Origin of the sequence: Streptomyces sp. NA02950, from assembly GCF_013364155.1 — a bacterium.
In the GTDB taxonomy this organism is placed as follows: Bacteria; Actinomycetota; Actinomycetes; order Streptomycetales; family Streptomycetaceae; genus Streptomyces.
Genome location: NZ_CP054916.1, coordinates 4011942 through 4027217 on the forward strand (window position 1 = coordinate 4011942; position 15276 = coordinate 4027217).

At 71.4% G+C, this 15276-nt stretch carries 17 protein-coding genes and 3 tRNA genes; 4 read left to right on the forward strand and 16 right to left on the reverse strand.

What is annotated here, in order from left to right:
• Positions 1-431: 431 nt before the first annotated feature.
• From rplL to HUT19_RS17260, 8 genes are all read right to left on the reverse strand, one after another.
• Positions 432-824: a 50S ribosomal protein L7/L12 gene (rplL, locus tag HUT19_RS17225; protein ID WP_176186981.1), complete on the reverse strand. Its 393-nt coding sequence runs from the start codon at positions 822-824 to the stop codon at positions 432-434.
• Between the two features lie 78 nt (positions 825-902).
• Complete coding sequence (gene rplJ, locus HUT19_RS17230; RefSeq protein WP_176181338.1) at positions 903-1466, reverse strand: 50S ribosomal protein L10; 564 nt, start codon at positions 1464-1466, stop codon at positions 903-905.
• 290 nt (positions 1467-1756) lie between these two features.
• Positions 1757-2581, reverse strand: a complete 825-nt coding sequence (locus HUT19_RS17235; RefSeq protein ID WP_176181339.1) for a hypothetical protein — start codon at positions 2579-2581, stop codon at positions 1757-1759.
• Between the two features lie 189 nt (positions 2582-2770).
• Complete coding sequence (gene rplA, locus HUT19_RS17240; RefSeq protein ID WP_176181340.1) at positions 2771-3490, reverse strand: 50S ribosomal protein L1; 720 nt, start codon at positions 3488-3490, stop codon at positions 2771-2773.
• 78 nt (positions 3491-3568) lie between these two features.
• Positions 3569-4003 carry a 50S ribosomal protein L11 gene (rplK, locus tag HUT19_RS17245; protein WP_009715899.1) on the reverse strand — a complete coding sequence of 145 codons (435 nt, stop codon included), beginning with the start codon at positions 4001-4003 and terminating at the stop codon, positions 3569-3571.
• A 175-nt stretch (positions 4004-4178) separates the two neighbouring features.
• The gene (nusG, locus tag HUT19_RS17250; protein WP_176181341.1) at positions 4179-5021 is read right to left on the reverse strand and encodes a transcription termination/antitermination protein NusG; all 843 of its coding nucleotides are present in this window, start codon (positions 5019-5021) and stop codon (positions 4179-4181) included.
• Between the two features lie 79 nt (positions 5022-5100).
• Entirely contained in the window at positions 5101-5391 is a 291-nt protein-coding gene (gene secE / locus HUT19_RS17255) for a preprotein translocase subunit SecE (RefSeq protein ID WP_176181342.1), read from the reverse strand.
• A gap of 109 nt (positions 5392-5500) precedes the next feature.
• A tRNA-Trp gene (locus tag HUT19_RS17260) sits at positions 5501-5573 on the reverse strand.
• Between the two features lie 237 nt (positions 5574-5810).
• Between HUT19_RS17260 and HUT19_RS17265 the strand changes: the two genes are divergently transcribed.
• Positions 5811-7049, forward strand: a complete 1239-nt coding sequence (locus HUT19_RS17265) for a pyridoxal phosphate-dependent aminotransferase (protein ID WP_176181343.1) — start codon at positions 5811-5813, stop codon at positions 7047-7049.
• 214 nt (positions 7050-7263) lie between these two features.
• Complete coding sequence (locus HUT19_RS17270) at positions 7264-8277, forward strand: adenosine deaminase (RefSeq protein ID WP_176181344.1); 1014 nt, start codon at positions 7264-7266, stop codon at positions 8275-8277.
• Between the two features lie 584 nt (positions 8278-8861).
• Here HUT19_RS17270 and HUT19_RS17275 read toward each other — a convergent pair.
• The 6 genes from HUT19_RS17275 to HUT19_RS17300 all read right to left on the reverse strand — a co-directional run bounded on the left by HUT19_RS17275 (position 8862) and on the right by HUT19_RS17300 (position 11487).
• Positions 8862-9917, reverse strand: a complete 1056-nt coding sequence (locus HUT19_RS17275) for a UDP-N-acetylmuramate dehydrogenase (RefSeq protein WP_176181345.1) — start codon at positions 9915-9917, stop codon at positions 8862-8864.
• A 140-nt stretch (positions 9918-10057) separates the two neighbouring features.
• Complete coding sequence (locus HUT19_RS17280; protein WP_176181346.1) at positions 10058-10492, reverse strand: MaoC family dehydratase; 435 nt, start codon at positions 10490-10492, stop codon at positions 10058-10060.
• A complete protein-coding gene (locus tag HUT19_RS17285) occupies positions 10489-10953 on the reverse strand; it encodes a MaoC family dehydratase N-terminal domain-containing protein (protein ID WP_176181347.1) in 465 nt (154 codons plus the stop codon). The genes HUT19_RS17280 and HUT19_RS17285 overlap by 4 nt, the downstream gene beginning before the upstream one ends.
• Before the next feature lie 85 nt (positions 10954-11038).
• Complete coding sequence (gene rpmG, locus HUT19_RS17290) at positions 11039-11203, reverse strand: 50S ribosomal protein L33 (protein ID WP_009715907.1); 165 nt, start codon at positions 11201-11203, stop codon at positions 11039-11041.
• Between the two features lie 83 nt (positions 11204-11286).
• A tRNA-Met gene (locus tag HUT19_RS17295) sits at positions 11287-11359 on the reverse strand.
• A 55-nt stretch (positions 11360-11414) separates the two neighbouring features.
• Positions 11415-11487: transfer RNA gene (locus HUT19_RS17300), tRNA-Thr, on the reverse strand.
• Between the two features lie 216 nt (positions 11488-11703).
• Between HUT19_RS17300 and HUT19_RS17305 the strand changes: the two genes are divergently transcribed.
• A complete protein-coding gene (locus tag HUT19_RS17305; RefSeq protein ID WP_176181348.1) occupies positions 11704-13014 on the forward strand; it encodes a hydrolase in 1311 nt (436 codons plus the stop codon).
• A gap of 168 nt (positions 13015-13182) precedes the next feature.
• A complete protein-coding gene (locus HUT19_RS17310; RefSeq protein ID WP_176181349.1) occupies positions 13183-13848 on the forward strand; it encodes an NAD(P)H-binding protein in 666 nt (221 codons plus the stop codon).
• A gap of 31 nt (positions 13849-13879) precedes the next feature.
• Here the strand turns inward: HUT19_RS17310 and HUT19_RS17315 are convergent, their stop codons facing one another.
• Both HUT19_RS17315 and HUT19_RS17320 read right to left on the reverse strand, forming a co-directional pair.
• Complete coding sequence (locus HUT19_RS17315) at positions 13880-14335, reverse strand: DUF3574 domain-containing protein (RefSeq protein WP_254885622.1); 456 nt, start codon at positions 14333-14335, stop codon at positions 13880-13882.
• A 169-nt stretch (positions 14336-14504) separates the two neighbouring features.
• Complete coding sequence (locus tag HUT19_RS17320; RefSeq protein ID WP_254886178.1) at positions 14505-15272, reverse strand: DUF1206 domain-containing protein; 768 nt, start codon at positions 15270-15272, stop codon at positions 14505-14507.
• Positions 15273-15276 lie beyond the last annotated feature (4 nt).

Consider the following 15276-nt stretch of genomic DNA (forward strand, 5'->3'; position numbering starts at 1 on the left):
GCAAAGGGTCAGTGTAGCCACTTGGCACACTGATGTCCAGCGCCGAGTTTGTGAGACCGGCAGTGCCAATCTCTCCCTCCGGTGAGGGGCTCGCCCCTCGTTGTCTTCACAGCCCTGGCCGGCGGCCACCCGCCGGGAGCGCATATCGATACTGCCCGCTTCGCCGACGATCCATGCCTCGGAGTTTGGATCGCTGTGACGTCGCGTCCTGAGAATTGCGCGCTGCGTGCCGTTCGTCAAGGCCCCCCACTCCGGCGAGATCGTCACAGGGCGTGGCGACGGGCAACGAAGATCACCATACCTGTCGCAACCCACAAGACAACGTAGCCGTCACGGGTACGCCGAAGGGCGACCACCCGAACGGGTGATCGCCCTTGCGGAGCCCGGCCTCACCGCCGTGCGTCACAGACGCGTGGCGGCGGGCCGACAGGTCACTTGACCTCGACGGAGGCGCCGGCGCCCTTGAGGGACTCGGCGGCCTTGTCGGCCTGCTCCTTGTTGACCTTCTCGAGGACCGGCTTCGGGGTGCCGTCGACGAGGTCCTTGGCCTCCTTCAGACCCAGCGAGGTCAGCTCACGCACGACCTTGATGACCTGGATCTTCTTGTCGCCGGCGCCGGTGAGGATGACGTCGAACTCGTCCTTCTCCTCCGGGGCCTCGGCGCCCGCGCCCGGGGCACCCGGGGCGGCGGCGACCACGGCGGCCGGGGCGGCGGCGGTGACGTCGAACTTCTCCTCGAAGGCCTTCACGAACTCGGAGAGCTCGATGAGGGTCAGGCTCTCGAACTGCTCGAGGAGCTCTTCCTGGCTGAGCTTCGCCATGATGGCGGTCCTTCCACTAAGTCGGCAGGTGCCGGATGTACATGTCGGCGGGCTTACGGGCCCGCTGCGACCGGGGCCTGATTACTCGGCGGCCTCGGCCTCGGCGGGAGCCGGGGTGTCGGCACCGCCCTGCTCGGCCTGCTTCTGCCGGAGCGCCTCCGCGGTGCGGACGAACTTCGACAGCGGGGCCTGGAAGAGCGCCGCAGCCTGGGACTGCTTGGCCTTCATCGCACCCGCCAGCTTGGCGAGCAGCACCTCACGGGACTCGAGGTCCGCGAGCTTCTTGATCTCGTCGGCAGACAGCGCCTTGCCGTCGAGCACGCCGCCCTTGATGACGAGAGCGGGGTTTTCCTTGGCGAAGTCACGGAGACCCTTCGCCGCCACGACCGGGTCACCGGTCACAAAGGCGACGGCCGACGAACCCACGAACAGGTCGTCGAGCTGGTTGATCCCGACCTCATTGGCCGCGATCTTGGTCAGCGTGTTCTTCACCACACGGTACTGGGCGTTCTCACCGAGCGAACGGCGCAGCTCCTTGAGCTGGGCAACGGTGAGACCGGTGTACGCGGTCACGACGGCAGCGTGGGAGTTGCGGAACTTCTCCCGCATCTCCTCAACGGCTTCGACCTTGTCAGGACTCGCCATGAGCTTCGGCCTCCTTCCGGGTGATGAGGACCGCTTCGGTCTGAAGGAAGGAGACTGAACAACACGAAAACGCCCCGGCGCAGGCGCTCGGGGCGTGACTCGACCTCGCGGACCCAGCGGGCCCGTCCGGGAGTTTCAACCACAGTCACCTGCGCAGGTCGTCCGCAGCTAGCGGATCCTTCAGCCACCGTGTCCCCCTTGCGGAGGCACAGCGACAACCAGCGGTCTTTGGCTTCTGAAGCAGACTACGCGAACGGGCCGCGGCCAGGCAAATCAGCTCCGCGGCGGCCTTACTGGCCGCTGATGTCCTCGAAGTTCACGGTGTCCGAGGAGGCCGGCTCGTCGACCGTGACCTCGGTGCCGTAGTCCGAGTAGTAGACGGTGGAGTCGTAGCCGCCGTTGTTGCTGTCGGCCTGCTCACGCTTCTTGACCAGCAGGTCGTCGCCGTCGATCCACAGGTCGATGGTCTCGGTCTCCATACCGGACTGCTCGAGCTGCTTCTGGAGCGCCGTGAGGTCGGACTCGCTGAGGTCCTTGGACTGCATCTTGGCCAGCTCGGAGACCTTGACCGTGCCCGTGTAGTGGGTGGCCTTGGTGCCCTTCACGTCCTCCGAGCCGACGCTCTTGACCTTGCCGGTGGCGATCAGCAGCTGCACCGAGCGCGCCGGGTCGGTGTTCTGCATCTGGTCCTTCAGGAAGGCGCCGGACGGGCCCGCCTTCTTGGCCAGCACGTCGTAGTCGTACTTGACCCAGTGCTTGCCGCCGCCCGCCTGCGCGGCGAACTGGTCGCCCAGGTTCATGAACATCGCGTCGGGCGTGTAGCGGGCGGGCATCGGCTTGCCGGCCAGCGGCGAGGAGGCCGCGGCGCCACCGTTCTGCGTGATGGTCATATTGGCCCGCATACCGTCGGCCCAGTCCATCTCACCGTTCATGGTCGAGTTGGACTCGCCCATCTTGGTGGTGCCCTCGACCTTGGCCGAGTGCTGCTGGTCGGTGCGCTGAGAAGCCTTCTTCAGCGCCGCCAGCGGGCTGCTGGCCTGCTCCCGGGCCGTGTCGCCCGACTTCTTGCCGCCCTCGTCGGACTTCTCGCTCCCGCACGCGGTGAGCCCGACCATCAGGACGACGCTCCCGGCAGCTATCACGGCTCGCGTAGCAAACTGAGTCCCGCGCACAGGGTCCCCCTCTTTAACCAACTCTTATGACTGGCTGAGAACTTTAGCTCAGGGAACCGACACCACATGCCGCCGGGCCCCCGCATCTGTGACGTGATGCGGGGGCCCGGCGGTTGCACGGGACGTGCCGGCTCAGACGGCCTCGTCCTCGACCAGCAGGTTGCGGGTGCGGTTGGCGTCCAGCGGGATGCCGGGGCCCATCGTGGTGGTCAGGGTCGCCTTCTTGATGTAGCGGCCCTTCGCGGCGGACGGCTTGAGACGGTTGATCTCCTCGAGCGCCGCGGCGTAGTTCTCCACCAGCTGCGCCTCACCGAACGACACCTTGCCGATGATGAAGTGCAGGTTGGCGTGCTTGTCGACGCGGAACTCGATCTTGCCGCCCTTGATGTCCGTGACGGCCTTGGCCACGTCCGGGGTGACGGTGCCGGTCTTCGGGTTCGGCATCAGACCACGCGGACCGAGCACCCGGCCGAGGCGGCCGACCTTGCCCATGAGGTCCGGGGTGGCGACGACGGCGTCGAAGTCCAGACGCCCCTTGGACACCTCGTCGATGAGCTCGTCGGAGCCGACGATGTCGGCGCCGGCGGCCTCCGCGGCTGCGGCACGGTCACCGGTCGCGAAGACCAGGACCCGGGCGGTCTTACCGGTGCCGTGCGGCAGGTTCACGGTGCCGCGGACCATCTGGTCGGCCTTGCGCGGGTCGACGCCCAGGCGCATGGCGACCTCGACGGTCGCGTCGAACTTGGTGCTGGCGGTGTCCTTGGCGAGACGGACGGCCTCGAGCGGGGCGTAGGCGCGCTCCCGGTCGATCTTGGCGTCCGCAGCGCGGAGGGTCTTGCTGCGCTTGCTCACTGCTGCTCCTGATGTCTGCGTTCGGAGTCGTGGTCCGGACCAGCGCTTGGCCCTGCCACGGTGGTGCTACGGGGTGTGTCAGCCCTCGACCGTGATGCCCATGGAACGGGCGGTGCCGGCGATGATCTTCTCGGCGGCGTCCAGGTCGTTGGCGTTCAGGTCGGGCATCTTGGTGGTGGCGATGTCACGGACCTGGTCGCGGGTGATCTTGGCGACCTTGGTCTTGTGCGGCTCGCCGGAGCCCTTCTCCACCCCCGCGGCCTTCAGGATCAGCTTGGCGGCCGGCGGAGTCTTGGTGATGAAGGTGAAGGAACGGTCCTCATAGACCGTGATCTCCACCGGCACGACCATGCCACGCTGCGACTCGGTCGCGGCGTTGTAGGCCTTGCAGAACTCCATGATGTTGACGCCGTGCTGACCCAGCGCGGGGCCGACCGGCGGGGCCGGGTTCGCGGCGCCGGCCTGGATCTGGAGCTTGATCAGCCCCGTGACCTTCTTCTTCTTGGGAGGCATGCTCTCTCCGGGTCTTAGTGAGAGGTAGTTCGCCTCCGAACCGGATCATCCGGATGGAGGCATACCGCACAACGATAACGGGTATAGCTGTGCGCCTTAAAACCGAGCAGGTCAGACCGGCCGCAGGGGCCCGTCTGACCTGTTCGGAAGCGGGTGACGCCGGTGTGCGCCGGTGTCAGTTCTTCTGGATCTGGTCGAAGCTCAGCTCGACCGGGGTCTCCCGGCCGAAGATCTCGACCAGGCCCTTGACCTTCTTCGAGTCGGCGTTGATCTCGTTGATCGTGGCCTGGAGGGTCGCGAACGGGCCGTCGGTGACCGTGACCGAGTCGCCCACCTCGAAGTCCAGCACCTGGACCTCGACCTTGCGGCTGGGCGTCGGCAGACCGCCCTCCTCGGCGGCGGCCTTGGCGGCCTTCTCCTCGGCCTCCGGGGCGAGCATCTTGACGATCTCGTCCAGGGTCAGCGGGTACGGGTCGTAGGCGTTGCCCACGAAGCCGGTGACGCCCGGGGTGTTGCGGACGACGCCCCACGACTCGTTCGTCAGGTCCATGCGCACCAGCACATAGCCGGGGAGCTTGTTCTGGCGGACGGTGCGGCGGTCGCCGTTCTTGATCTGGACGACCTCTTCCTGCGGCACCTCGGCCTGGAAGATGTAGTCCTCCACGTTCAGCGAGACGGCCCGCTGCTCGAGGTTGGTCTTCACGCGGTTCTCGTAGCCCGCGTAGGTGTGGATCACGTACCACTCACCAGGGAGGGTGCGCAGTTCCTCACGCAGGGCCTCGACCGGGTCGACCGCCTCTTCCTCGGTCGTCTCGCCCTCGGTGGCCTCGTCCTCATCGGTCTCGGTGGCCTCGGCCGCCGCCTCGTCCTCGATGTGGAGCGCTGCCTGCTCGGCCGGCTCGCCGACCGCGGCGTCGGCTGCTTCAGCCTGGTCGGAATCCGCCGCCTCGACGATGTCGAGCTCGTCCTCACGGGACTCGACGGGCTCGGCGGCGTCGTTCAGGTTCGGGTCAGACACGGTGGCTGCTTCTTCCTGGCTTCAAGGTGTGGAACGTGCGGAGAGACGACGCCGGGACAGCGGTCGCCTTCCGCGGGTCTCAGCCGAAGACGTACTTGATGGCGTTGTTGAACCCATAGTCAATCACGGTAACGATGCCGATCATGATGACAACAAAGACGATCACCACAGAGGTGTACGTCGACAGCTGACTGCGGGTGGGCCATACGACCTTGCGCAGCTCAGCGACGATCTGGCGGTAGAACAGCGCGAGGCGGCCGAGGGGCCCCTTCTTCCCGCGCTTGCCACCGCGGCGGCCCTTCTTGGTCGCCACCTCGTCCTCGGGACGACCGCTCTCAGGCGTCGCGGTGGAGCCAAGGGCTTCCGTCACTACGTCCTCACCTGAATCCGGGTCGTGGCCGTGCCGCGTCCGGCCCGGCCGCACAGCGGTGCTTTGTCCTTGCGTACGCATGCACGCACCGTCATCGAAGTGCGTGTAGCAGGGCCGGAGGGACTTGAACCCCCAACCGCTGGTTTTGGAGACCAGTGCTCTACCAATTGAGCTACGACCCTTTGCGGCACTCCCAACCTACCGCATCCACCCGGCTGCACGGAGTGTGCGGGGCGGAACGGCGGTTGAGCGGCCAACGACGCATGAGTGTACGTGCTTGACGCCCGGGCGTCGAACGAGAAGCCGCCCAGGGGGTGTCCCGGCCGCGCGCCGCCTCCTTCGGGCCGTGAACGGGGGGCGCGCGGAACGGCCCGTAAACCCCCGTGCCGCCCCGGGCGCGGGTCTGCGACGATGCAGGTATGACCGCTGCTACTCCCCCAGTACAGTCCCCGACCGACCGGCGGGTGTCAGCCCGCGTCGGCTCCATCTCCGAGTCGGCCACGCTCGCCGTCGACGCCAAGGCGAAGGCCCTCAAGGCCGCCGGGCGCCCGGTGATCGGCTTCGGCGCGGGCGAGCCGGATTTCCCGACGCCCGACTACATCGTCGAGGCGGCCGTCGCCGCCTGCCGCGACCCCAAGTACCACCGCTACACCCCGGCCGGCGGCCTGCCCGAGCTCAAGGCCGCGATCGCCGCGAAGACGCTGCGCGACAGCGGTTACGAGGTCGAGGCGGCCCAGGTCCTGGTGACCAATGGCGGTAAGCAGGCGATCTACGAGGCGTTCGCCGCGATCCTGGACCCGGGCGACGAGGTCATCGTGCCCGCCCCGTACTGGACCACCTACCCGGAGTCGATCCGGCTGGCCGGCGGTGTCCCGGTGGACGTCGTCGCGGACGAGACGACCGGCTACCGCGTCTCCGTCGAGCAGCTGGAGGCGGCCCGGACCGAGCACACCAAGGTGCTGCTCTTCGTCTCGCCGTCCAACCCGACCGGCGCGGTCTACAGCCGTGAGCAGATCGAGGAGATCGGCCGCTGGGCCGCCGAGCACGGGCTGTGGGTGCTCACCGACGAGATCTACGAGCACCTGGTCTACGGCGACGCCGAGTTCCACTCGCTGCCGGTGGTGGTGCCCGAGCTGCGCGACAAGTGCGTCGTGGTCAACGGTGTCGCCAAGACGTACGCGATGACCGGCTGGCGGGTGGGCTGGGTCATCGGCCCCAAGGACGTGGTGAAGGCCGCGACCAACCTCCAGTCGCACGCCACCTCGAATGTGAGCAATGTCGCTCAGGTCGCCGCGCTGACCGCCGTCTCGGCCGACCTCGACGCCGTCGCCGCGATGCGCGAGGCGTTCGACCGCCGTCGCCGCACCATCGTGCGGATGCTGAACGAGATCGACGGGGTGGAGTGCCCGGAGCCGGAGGGCGCGTTCTACGCCTACCCGTCGGTGAAGGGGCTGGTCGGCAAGGAGATCCGCGGCAAGCGGCCGCAGAACACCGTCGAGCTGGCCGGGCTGATCCTGGAGGAGGCCGAGGTCGCGGTGGTGCCGGGTGAGGCGTTCGGCACCCCGGGCTATCTGCGGCTGTCCTACGCCCTGGGCGACGAGGACCTCGTCGAGGGCATCTCGCGGCTCCAGAAGCTGCTGGGCGAGGCGCGGGCCTGATCCCGCCCGGCCGCTCGGTCACCGCCGGCCCCCGTCCTCCGCTTCGGCGGCGGACGGGGGCCGTTGTGCTGGGCGCGGCCGCGCCCGCGGGCTTCGGTCCCGCCCCCGCGGGCCGCGGTCGGGGGCGGGCTCGCAGGTCGGACACCTCTGTTCGGTCACTCCCCGTTCGGTGAAAGCGGTACCGATGGCCATCGCCGTGCGGCAGGATCACCAGATGGCACGTGATGTACATCTGCTCCCCAAGGCGCATCTGCATCTCCACTTCACCGGCTCCATGCGCCCCTCCACCCTGCTGGAACTCGCCGACAAGTACGGCGTCCACCTGCCCGAGGCGCTGAGCGGCGGCGAGCCGCCGAAGCTGCGCGCGACCGATGAGCGCGGCTGGTTCCGCTTCCAGCGGCTGTACGACATCGCGCGGTCCTGTCTGCGGACGCCGGAGGACATCCAACGGCTGGTGCGCGAGGCGGCCGAGGAGGATGTGCGGGACGGGGCCGGATGGCTGGAGATCCAGGTCGACCCCACGTCGTACGCCCCGCGGCTCGGCGGGCTGATCCCGGCGCTGGAGGTCATCCTGGACGCGGTCGAGACCGCCTCCCGGGACACCGGGCTCGGGATCCGGGTGCTGGTCGCCGCCAACCGTACGAAGCATCCGCTGGAGGCCCGCACCCTGGCCCGGCTCGCGGTCCGCTACGCCGACCGCGGCGTTGTCGGCTTCGGCCTCTCCAACGACGAGCGGCGCGGCTTCGCCCGGGACTTCGACCGCGCCTTCGCCATCGCCCGGGACGGCGGGCTGCTGGCCGCGCCGCACGGCGGTGAGCTCTCCGGCCCCGGCAGCGTCCGCGACTGCCTGGACGACCTCGGGGCGGGCCGGGTGGGCCACGGGGTGCGCGCCGCGGAGGACCCGCGGCTGCTGGCCCGGCTGGCCGAGCGCGATGTGACCTGCGAGGTGTGCCCGTGGTCCAACGTGGCGCTCGGGGTCTACGAGAAGCCGGAGGACGTCCCGCTGCGCACGCTCTTCGACGCCGGTGTGCCGATGGCGCTGGGCGCCGACGACCCCCTGCTCTTCGGCTCCCGGCTGGCGGCCCAGTACGAACTGGTCCGCGACCGCCACGGCTTCACCGACTCCGAACTCGCCGAACTGGCCCGCCAGTCGATCCGCGGCTCCGCCGCCCCGGAGCCGGAGCGGACCCGCCTGCTGGCGGGCATCGACGCCTGGCTGGCGACCTGATCCGGCCACCGGTCAGCCTCCTCACGGTGAGGAGGCACGCGCCGAGCCCCGGCGGGTGCCGGGCCCACGCGCTTCGAGGCGTCAGGCCCGCCCGCGGCCCGCGCAGGGTGCCGGGCACCGTCGGACACGGCGGCACCAGGGCACGGCCGACCTCAGGGTGCCGGGCGGCACATGCCCGTGCCCGGCAACCCCAGGCGGGCCCAGCAGCACAACCACGGCGGCCCGTTCGCCCACCCGCGTCCAGGCCGTCGGCCCCCCGCGGCCCGCAACGGCGGGCGGGACGGCACATGCCGATGCCCCCGGCGGGCGGCCCACGGCAGCGCAGCGGCCAGCGAGCCCCACGCCCGGCTCGCAACAGCCGCCGCGACCCGGCCAGGCCCAGGCCACGGGCACGGGCGAAGCCACACCCGGCCGCAGCCAAGCCGTCACGCCCCTGCGGCCCCGGCGGCGGCCAGGCGGGACGGCACATGCCGGCACCCCGGCGGGCGGCCCCAGGGCGGCGGGCATGGCACCGCCGCGGTCGGTGGGCGCCGGGCCCGATGCGCGTCAGGGGTGTCGAGGTCCGGCGGGCCGCCGCGGGGCGCTCAGAGGCTGACGCCCACCGTCACCGGCTCGTTGACCAGGCGGATGCCGAACGCGGTGTCGACTCCGGTCACCACTTCGCGGGCGAGGGCCAGCAGGTCTTCGGTGGTGGCGTCGCCGCGGTTGGTGAGGGCGAGGGTGTGCTTGGTGGAGATCCGGGCCGGGCCGCTGCCGTACCCCTTGGTGAAGCCCGCCTTGTCGATCAGCCAGGCGGCGGAGGTCTTGACGTGGCCGTCGCCCGCCGGGAAGGCCGGCGGCGCGGTGTCCGGGCCGAGGCGTTCGGCGACGCGGGTGAGGAAGGCGGCGTAGGCGGCCTCGTCCAGCACCGGGTTGGTGAAGAACGACCCGGCGGACCAGGTGTCGTGGTCCCCGGCGTCGAGCACCATCCCCTTGCCCGCGCGCAGCCCGAGGACGGTCTCGCGGGCGATGGCGGCGGGCACCCGGTCCCCGACCTCGACGCCCAGCACCCGCGCGGTCTCCGCGTAGCGGACCGGCGCGGACAGCCCGTCCGCGTCCTCCAGCTCGAAGCGGACCCGCAGCACCACATGGCGGTCGGGGTCGCTCTTGAAGCGGCTGTGGCGGTAGGAGAAGGCGCAGTCGGCGTTCGGGATGGTCACCACCTCGTCGGCGCGCCGGTCATAGGCGATCACCTCGGTGATGGTGGCCGAGACATCCTGGCCGTACGCCCCGACGTTCTGGATCGGTGTGGCACCGGCGGAACCAGGAATTCCGGCCAGGCACTCGATTCCGGCCAGCCCCGCCTCGACGGTGCTGGCGACCGCGTCGGACCAGTTCTCGCCCGCGGCCAGCTCCAGGCGGGTGCCGTCGAGGGTGAAGCCGGGGGTGGCGATGCGCAGGGCGGTGCCGTCGAAGCCCTTGTCGGAGATGACCAGATTGCTGCCGCCGCCGATCAGCAGCAGCGGGGTACCGGTCGCGTCGGCCTCGCGGACCGCGGCGATCACCTCGTCGTCCGTGGTGGCCGTGATCAGCCGGGTCGCCGGTCCGCCCAGGCGGAACGTGGTCAGCGGGGCGAGGGGGGCGTCGTGGAGTTCCTGCACGCGCTCCAGAGTACGGGGGCGCCCGCGGGGGCCTCGTGGCGGCCGCCCCCGGCACGGGGACCGGGGGCCGGCGGGGGCTCAGCGGCGCGGCGCCTCGAGGACCCAGCGCCGCGGTACCGGAAAGCGAGGTGCCCGGCGGCTCAGGCGAGCCGGACCACGGCGCGGGCCCGGCCCAGCACCTTCTGTCCACCACTGGTCGCCGTGATGTCCAGGCGCACCGTACGGGCCTCGTCGTCCAGCTTGGCGGCCACCTTGGCGGCGATCTCGATGAGCGCACCCTTGTCGTCGTTGGGGACCACGACCGGCTTGGTGAAGCGCACGCCGTACTCGACGAGGGCCCCGGGGTCGCCGGTCCAGTCGGTCACCACGCGCGCCGCCTCGGCCATGGTGAACATGCCGTGGGCGATGACGTCCGGCAGACCGACGTCCTTGGCGAACTTCTCGTTCCAGTGGATGGGGTTGAAGTCGCCCGACGCCCCCGCGTACCGGACCAGGTCGGCGCGGTTGACACGGAACTCGCGCAGCGGCACCTCGGTGCCGACCGCCACGTCGTCGTAACGGACCTTGGCCGTCATCTGCTCTCCTCCGCCTCGGCTGCGCGGGCCACCAGGGTCGTGAACGAGGTCACGACGTGCTCGCCCGCCTCGTCATGGACTTCGCCGCGCACGGACAGCACGTCGTTGCCCGCCAGCGACTTGATCGAGTCGATGGTCGAGGTGACCCGCAGCCGGTCACCGGCCCGGACCGGGCGGGTGTACGCGAACTGCTGGTCGCCGTGGACGACCCGGCTGTAGTCCAGCCCCAGCGCCGGGTCCTCGACGACCTGGTGCCCCGCCGCCTTGAAGGTGATCGCGAACACAAAGGTGGGCGGGGCGATCACATCGGGGTGGCCGAGTGCCCTGGCCGCCTCGGGGTCGGTGTAGACCGGATTGCTGTCGCCGATGGCCTCGGCGAATTCCCGGATCTTCTCCCGGCCGACCTCGTACGGTGCGGTGGGCGGATAGCTCCGCCCGACGAAGGACTGGTCGAGCGCCATCGGCTCGCACCTCCTGCGATTGATTACCAACGAAACGAGGCCGCCCCCCGCATGTGGGGGCGGCCTCGTCGGGAAAGCTTATTGCTCAGCGCGTCTCGCGGTGCGCAGTGTGGGCGTTGCACCGCGGGCAGTGCTTCTTGATCTCAAGACGATCCGGGTCGTTGCGCCGGTTCTTCTTGGTGATGTAGTTCCGCTCCTTGCACTCCACGCAGGCCAGCGTGATCTTCGGGCGGACGTCGGTGGCAGCCACGTGAGTGCTCCTTGACGAACGGATGGATTAACGCAGAAAGAGTAGCCGATCGAAGGACCGAGCCCACAATCGGCTACTGTCAGTAGCGGTGACCGGACTTGAACCGGTGACACAGCGATTATGAGCCGCTTGCTCTACCGACTGAGCTACACCGCTGCGATGTGATGGGTACCCCGTCCGATGGGAATCGAACGGGAACCTGACACATCAGAGCCCCAATACGGAATCGAACCGTAGACCTTCTCCTTACCATGGAGACGCTCTGCCGACTGAGCTATTGGGGCGAGCGATGAAGACATTACACGCTCGGCCGCCGAAGGTGAAATCCGTATCGGCCCACGGTCGCAGGGTCCTCGGGCACCACACCGGTACGACTATTCGGCTCCTCCGCGAAGCCGCCCCCACCGCGTCCTAGGCTCGGATCCAGGCCGAGTGATCTTGGCTGCTCATGCGCCCGTCAGGCGCCCTCTTTGCGCCCCTCACACGCCCCGCGGAGTGCGATGCCCGACAGCCAGCCGCAGCAGCCTCAGCAGCCCCCCAGGAACGACACGGTACCCGGGCCCGGCGGCGCGCTGGTGCTCGGCGGTGCCCGGCTCGCCGACGGCCGCGCGGTGGACGTCCGGCTCAGCGGCGGGCGTATCGAGGCGGTCGGCACGGCGGGCAGTCTTGTCCCCGGCCCCCGGCTGGACCTCACCGGCTATCTGCTGCTGCCCGCCCCCGCCGAGCCGCACGCCCACTGCGACACCGCCCTCACCGCCGAGATCGCGGGCCCGGTCCCGTACGCCCCCGAGGACGTCCGGCGGCGCACCACCGAGGCCGCCCTGCTGCACCTCGGCCACGGGGCGACGGCGCTGCGCACCCATGTAGGGGTCGGCGGGGTGCACGGGCTGCGTTCCCTGGAGGCCGTCCTCCAGGCGGGCCACACCCTGCGCGGACTCACCGACCTCGGCGCGGTGGCGGTGCCGAGGGTGCTGACCGGCGCGGCCGGGGCGGACGGGCTGGCGATGCTGCGGGACGCGGTGAAGATGGGCGCGGCCGTCGTCGGCGGCTGTCCCGATCTCGACCCCGACCCCACCGGTCACGCGGAGGCCGTGCTCGACCTCGCCGCGCGCCACGGCTGCGCGGTCGATCTGCACACCGACGGTGACGACCCGGCGCGGCTCGCCCGGTTCGCGGCGATGGCCGGTGGGCTGCGGCCGGGCGTGACCATCGGCCCGTGTGCGGGGCTCGCCCGGCTGCCGCGGGAGGTGGCGGCGCGGCTGGCGGACCGGCTGGCGGCGGCCGATGTCACCGTGGTCTGTCTGCCGCAGGGCGACTGCGGCGGGCTGGAGGACCGGGGCGCGCGCGGCGCGTCCGGCCGTTCCGGCCCGGCGGGCCCGTCCGCCCCCGGCTGTGCGCCGGTGCGGCTGCTGCGGGCGGCGGGTGTGCGGGTGGCCGCGGGCAGCGGTGCGCTCCGGGACACCGTCAACCCGGTGGGCCGCGGCGACCCCTTGGAGGCCGCCTTCCTGCTGGCGTCCCGGGAGGGCCTGGACCCCGCTGAGGCGTACGAGGCGGTGTGCGGACGGGCCCGGGCGGCGCTGGGGCTGCCCGAGGTGCGGGTGGAGGCCGGGTTCCCGGCCGAGCTGCTCGCGGTGCGCGGGGAGGGGCTCGCGGGTGTGCTCTCGCTGGCGTACAGCCGGGTGGTGGTGCACCAGGGGCGGGTGGTGGCCCGGACCAGCGCGGTGCGGGAGTACTGCGACTCGGCCGCGGCGGTCGCGCTGGACCTGCCGCGGCAGACACGCGCGCAGGACCAGGGCGGCGAGCAGGCGTAGGGCGCGGACGGCCCGGGACTCAGGCGGCGCAGGGCGCGGACGGCCCGGGACTCAGGCGGCGCAGGGCGCGGACGGCCCGGGACTCAGGCGGCGCAGGGCGCGGGCGACATGGCGGACGCGCCGGTTCCGGGCGAGCGGCCCGGGGACGCACGGCGTACGGTCGGGATCATGCGCATTGTCATCGCTGGTGGACACGGACAGATCGCGATGCGGCTGGAGCGGCTGCTCACCGCGCGCGGAGACGAAGTGGCGGGCATCATCCGCCGGCCCGAACAGGCGGGTGACCTGCTGGCGGCGGGGGCCGAACCGGTCGTCTGCGACCTGGAGTCGGCCTCCGTGGAGGATGTGGCGAAGTATCTGGAGAGCGCGGACGCGGCCGTCTTCGCGGCCGGTGCGGGCCCCGGCAGCGGCGTCGAACGGAAGCAGACGGTCGACTACGCGGCCGCGGCGCTCTTCGCGGACGCGGCCGAACGGGCCGGGGTCCGGCGGTACGTCATCGTGTCCTCGATGGGCGCGGACCGCGAACCCCCGCCCGGTACGGATCCGGGCTTCGCGGCCTATCTGCGCGCGAAGGGCGCGGCGGACGACGACGTACGGGCCCGGGAGGGGCTGGACTGGACCGTGCTGCGGCCGGGCCGGCTCACGGACGACCCGGGGACGGGCCTGGTGAACCTCGCCGAGCACACCGGGCGGAGCGAGGTGACCCGCGACGACGTGGCCGTGGTCCTGGCGGCCCTCCTCGACGAGCCCCGTACGGCGCGACGCACCCTGGAGCTGGTCAACGGCCCGACACCGGCGGCGGATGCGGTGCGGGCGATCGTCGAGCAGGGCTAGGCCCTGGTCGCGGGGCGGTGCCGATGGGGTGTCAGAAGTCCACCCGGGCCGCCGCGTCGGCGCGGGCCACGGACTCCTGGGCGTACTTCCGTTCGTAGACCGTCCGGATGCGCTCGATCTGCGGGTCGTGGGCGCGGGCCTCGGACACCGGGTAGAGCAGCACCACCTCGTACGAGCGCTCGCGCTCGATCGCCCCGCTCCGGTCCCTCCACTGCCCCCGGCCGTCCCGGATCGTCAGCCCGGCCGGGAAGCGCGGGGTGATGGTCCGGTCCACGAAGGCCAGGAACTGCTTCTCGGTGACGGGCGGCCCGCCGTCGGGCCGCCCGGTCCCGAAGAAGAGCCGGGTCTCGACATACGCCGCGCCCCTGGCCGGGACGGCGGCGACGGTTTCCGGCCCGGTGTCGAGCGCGGCGTACGCGGCGACGGGCGTGGCGGCGGCGAACACGACGGCCGCCCCGACGGCGGCGATCCGGGTGCGCGGGGTCATGCCCGGCATGCTCCCGGCCCTCGGAGGCGCACCGGAAGACCGCCGCGCCGGATTCAGCCGAGACGCGAGCAGAGCTCGTCCCTCGCTCCATGCGCCAGTCCCGGCACGGCGGATGCGCTCGGGGCCGACCGCCCGGTCGGGAGATCCCCGGGAGTGGCGGGGCGCCGGCTCAGACCCGGCGCCAGCGGGCCATGGCGAAGGAGAAGACGCCGAACAGGGCCAGGCCCACCGCCACGGCCACGAGCAGCCAGGGGCCCATCGCCGTGTCGGCGAAGGTGCGCAGGGTTTCGTCGAGGCCCTTCGCCGTGTCCGGGTCGTAGCGCCTGGCGGCGGTGACCGCGAAGCCGCCCGCCACCGCGAACACGATCCCGCGCGCCGCCCCGCCGCACACGCCCAGCGCGTCCACGGTCCGCTTCACCTTGCGCGGCGTACCGGCCATCGCGAGGTGCTTGCGGAAGCTGCGCCGCAGCGCGCGTACGGCGATCCAGATCCCGGCCACGGTCACCGCGGCCCCGGCGACGCCGACCAGCCAGCGGCCGTACGGCAGGTCGAGGGCGCGTGCCGTGACGTCCTGCGACTGCTTGTCGCTGGAACCGCTGCCCTTCTCCCCGGCCGCGAAGGAGAGCACGGAGTAGGCGACGACGCCGTAGAAGACCGCGCGGGCCGCGGAAGCCAGCCGCTTCTTCGCCTTGCGGCCGTCCGGCCCCGCCGCGCCGAAGACCGCCTCGGACAGCCGCCACAGCGCCATCCCGGCGAGCCCCACTCCGACCGCCCAGACCAGGACCGAGCCATAGGGCTGGTCGGCCAGTACCTCCAGTGCCCCGCCCCGGTCGGCCTGTTCGCCGCCGTCGCCGAAGGCGATCCGCAGCGCCAGCAGGCCGACCAGCAGGTAGAGGAGGCCGCGCGCGGTCAGCCCGCAGCGAGCCGCCGCCTCGATGGCC

Bases quoted from the DNA above. Each gene is read 5' to 3' on its own strand.
- rplJ (WP_176181338.1), bottom strand. From the start codon at position 1,466: ATGGCGAGTCCTGACAAGGTCGAAGCCGTTGAGGAGATGCGGGAGAAG.
- HUT19_RS17235 (WP_176181339.1), bottom strand. From the start codon at position 2,581: ATGGTCGGGCTCACCGCGTGCGGGAGCGAGAAGTCCGACGAGGGCGGC.
- rplK (WP_009715899.1), bottom strand. From the start codon at position 4,003: ATGCCTCCCAAGAAGAAGAAGGTCACGGGGCTGATCAAGCTCCAGATC.
- HUT19_RS17265 (WP_176181343.1), top strand. From the start codon at position 5,811: ATGACCGCTGCTACTCCCCCAGTACAGTCCCCGACCGACCGGCGGGTG.
- HUT19_RS17270 (WP_176181344.1), top strand. From the start codon at position 7,264: ATGGCACGTGATGTACATCTGCTCCCCAAGGCGCATCTGCATCTCCAC.
- HUT19_RS17280 (WP_176181346.1), bottom strand. From the start codon at position 10,492: ATGACGGCCAAGGTCCGTTACGACGACGTGGCGGTCGGCACCGAGGTG.
- HUT19_RS17285 (WP_176181347.1), bottom strand. From the start codon at position 10,953: ATGGCGCTCGACCAGTCCTTCGTCGGGCGGAGCTATCCGCCCACCGCA.
- HUT19_RS17305 (WP_176181348.1), top strand. From the start codon at position 11,704: ATGCCCGACAGCCAGCCGCAGCAGCCTCAGCAGCCCCCCAGGAACGAC.
- HUT19_RS17310 (WP_176181349.1), top strand. From the start codon at position 13,183: ATGCGCATTGTCATCGCTGGTGGACACGGACAGATCGCGATGCGGCTG.
- HUT19_RS17315 (WP_254885622.1), bottom strand. From the start codon at position 14,335: ATGACCCCGCGCACCCGGATCGCCGCCGTCGGGGCGGCCGTCGTGTTC.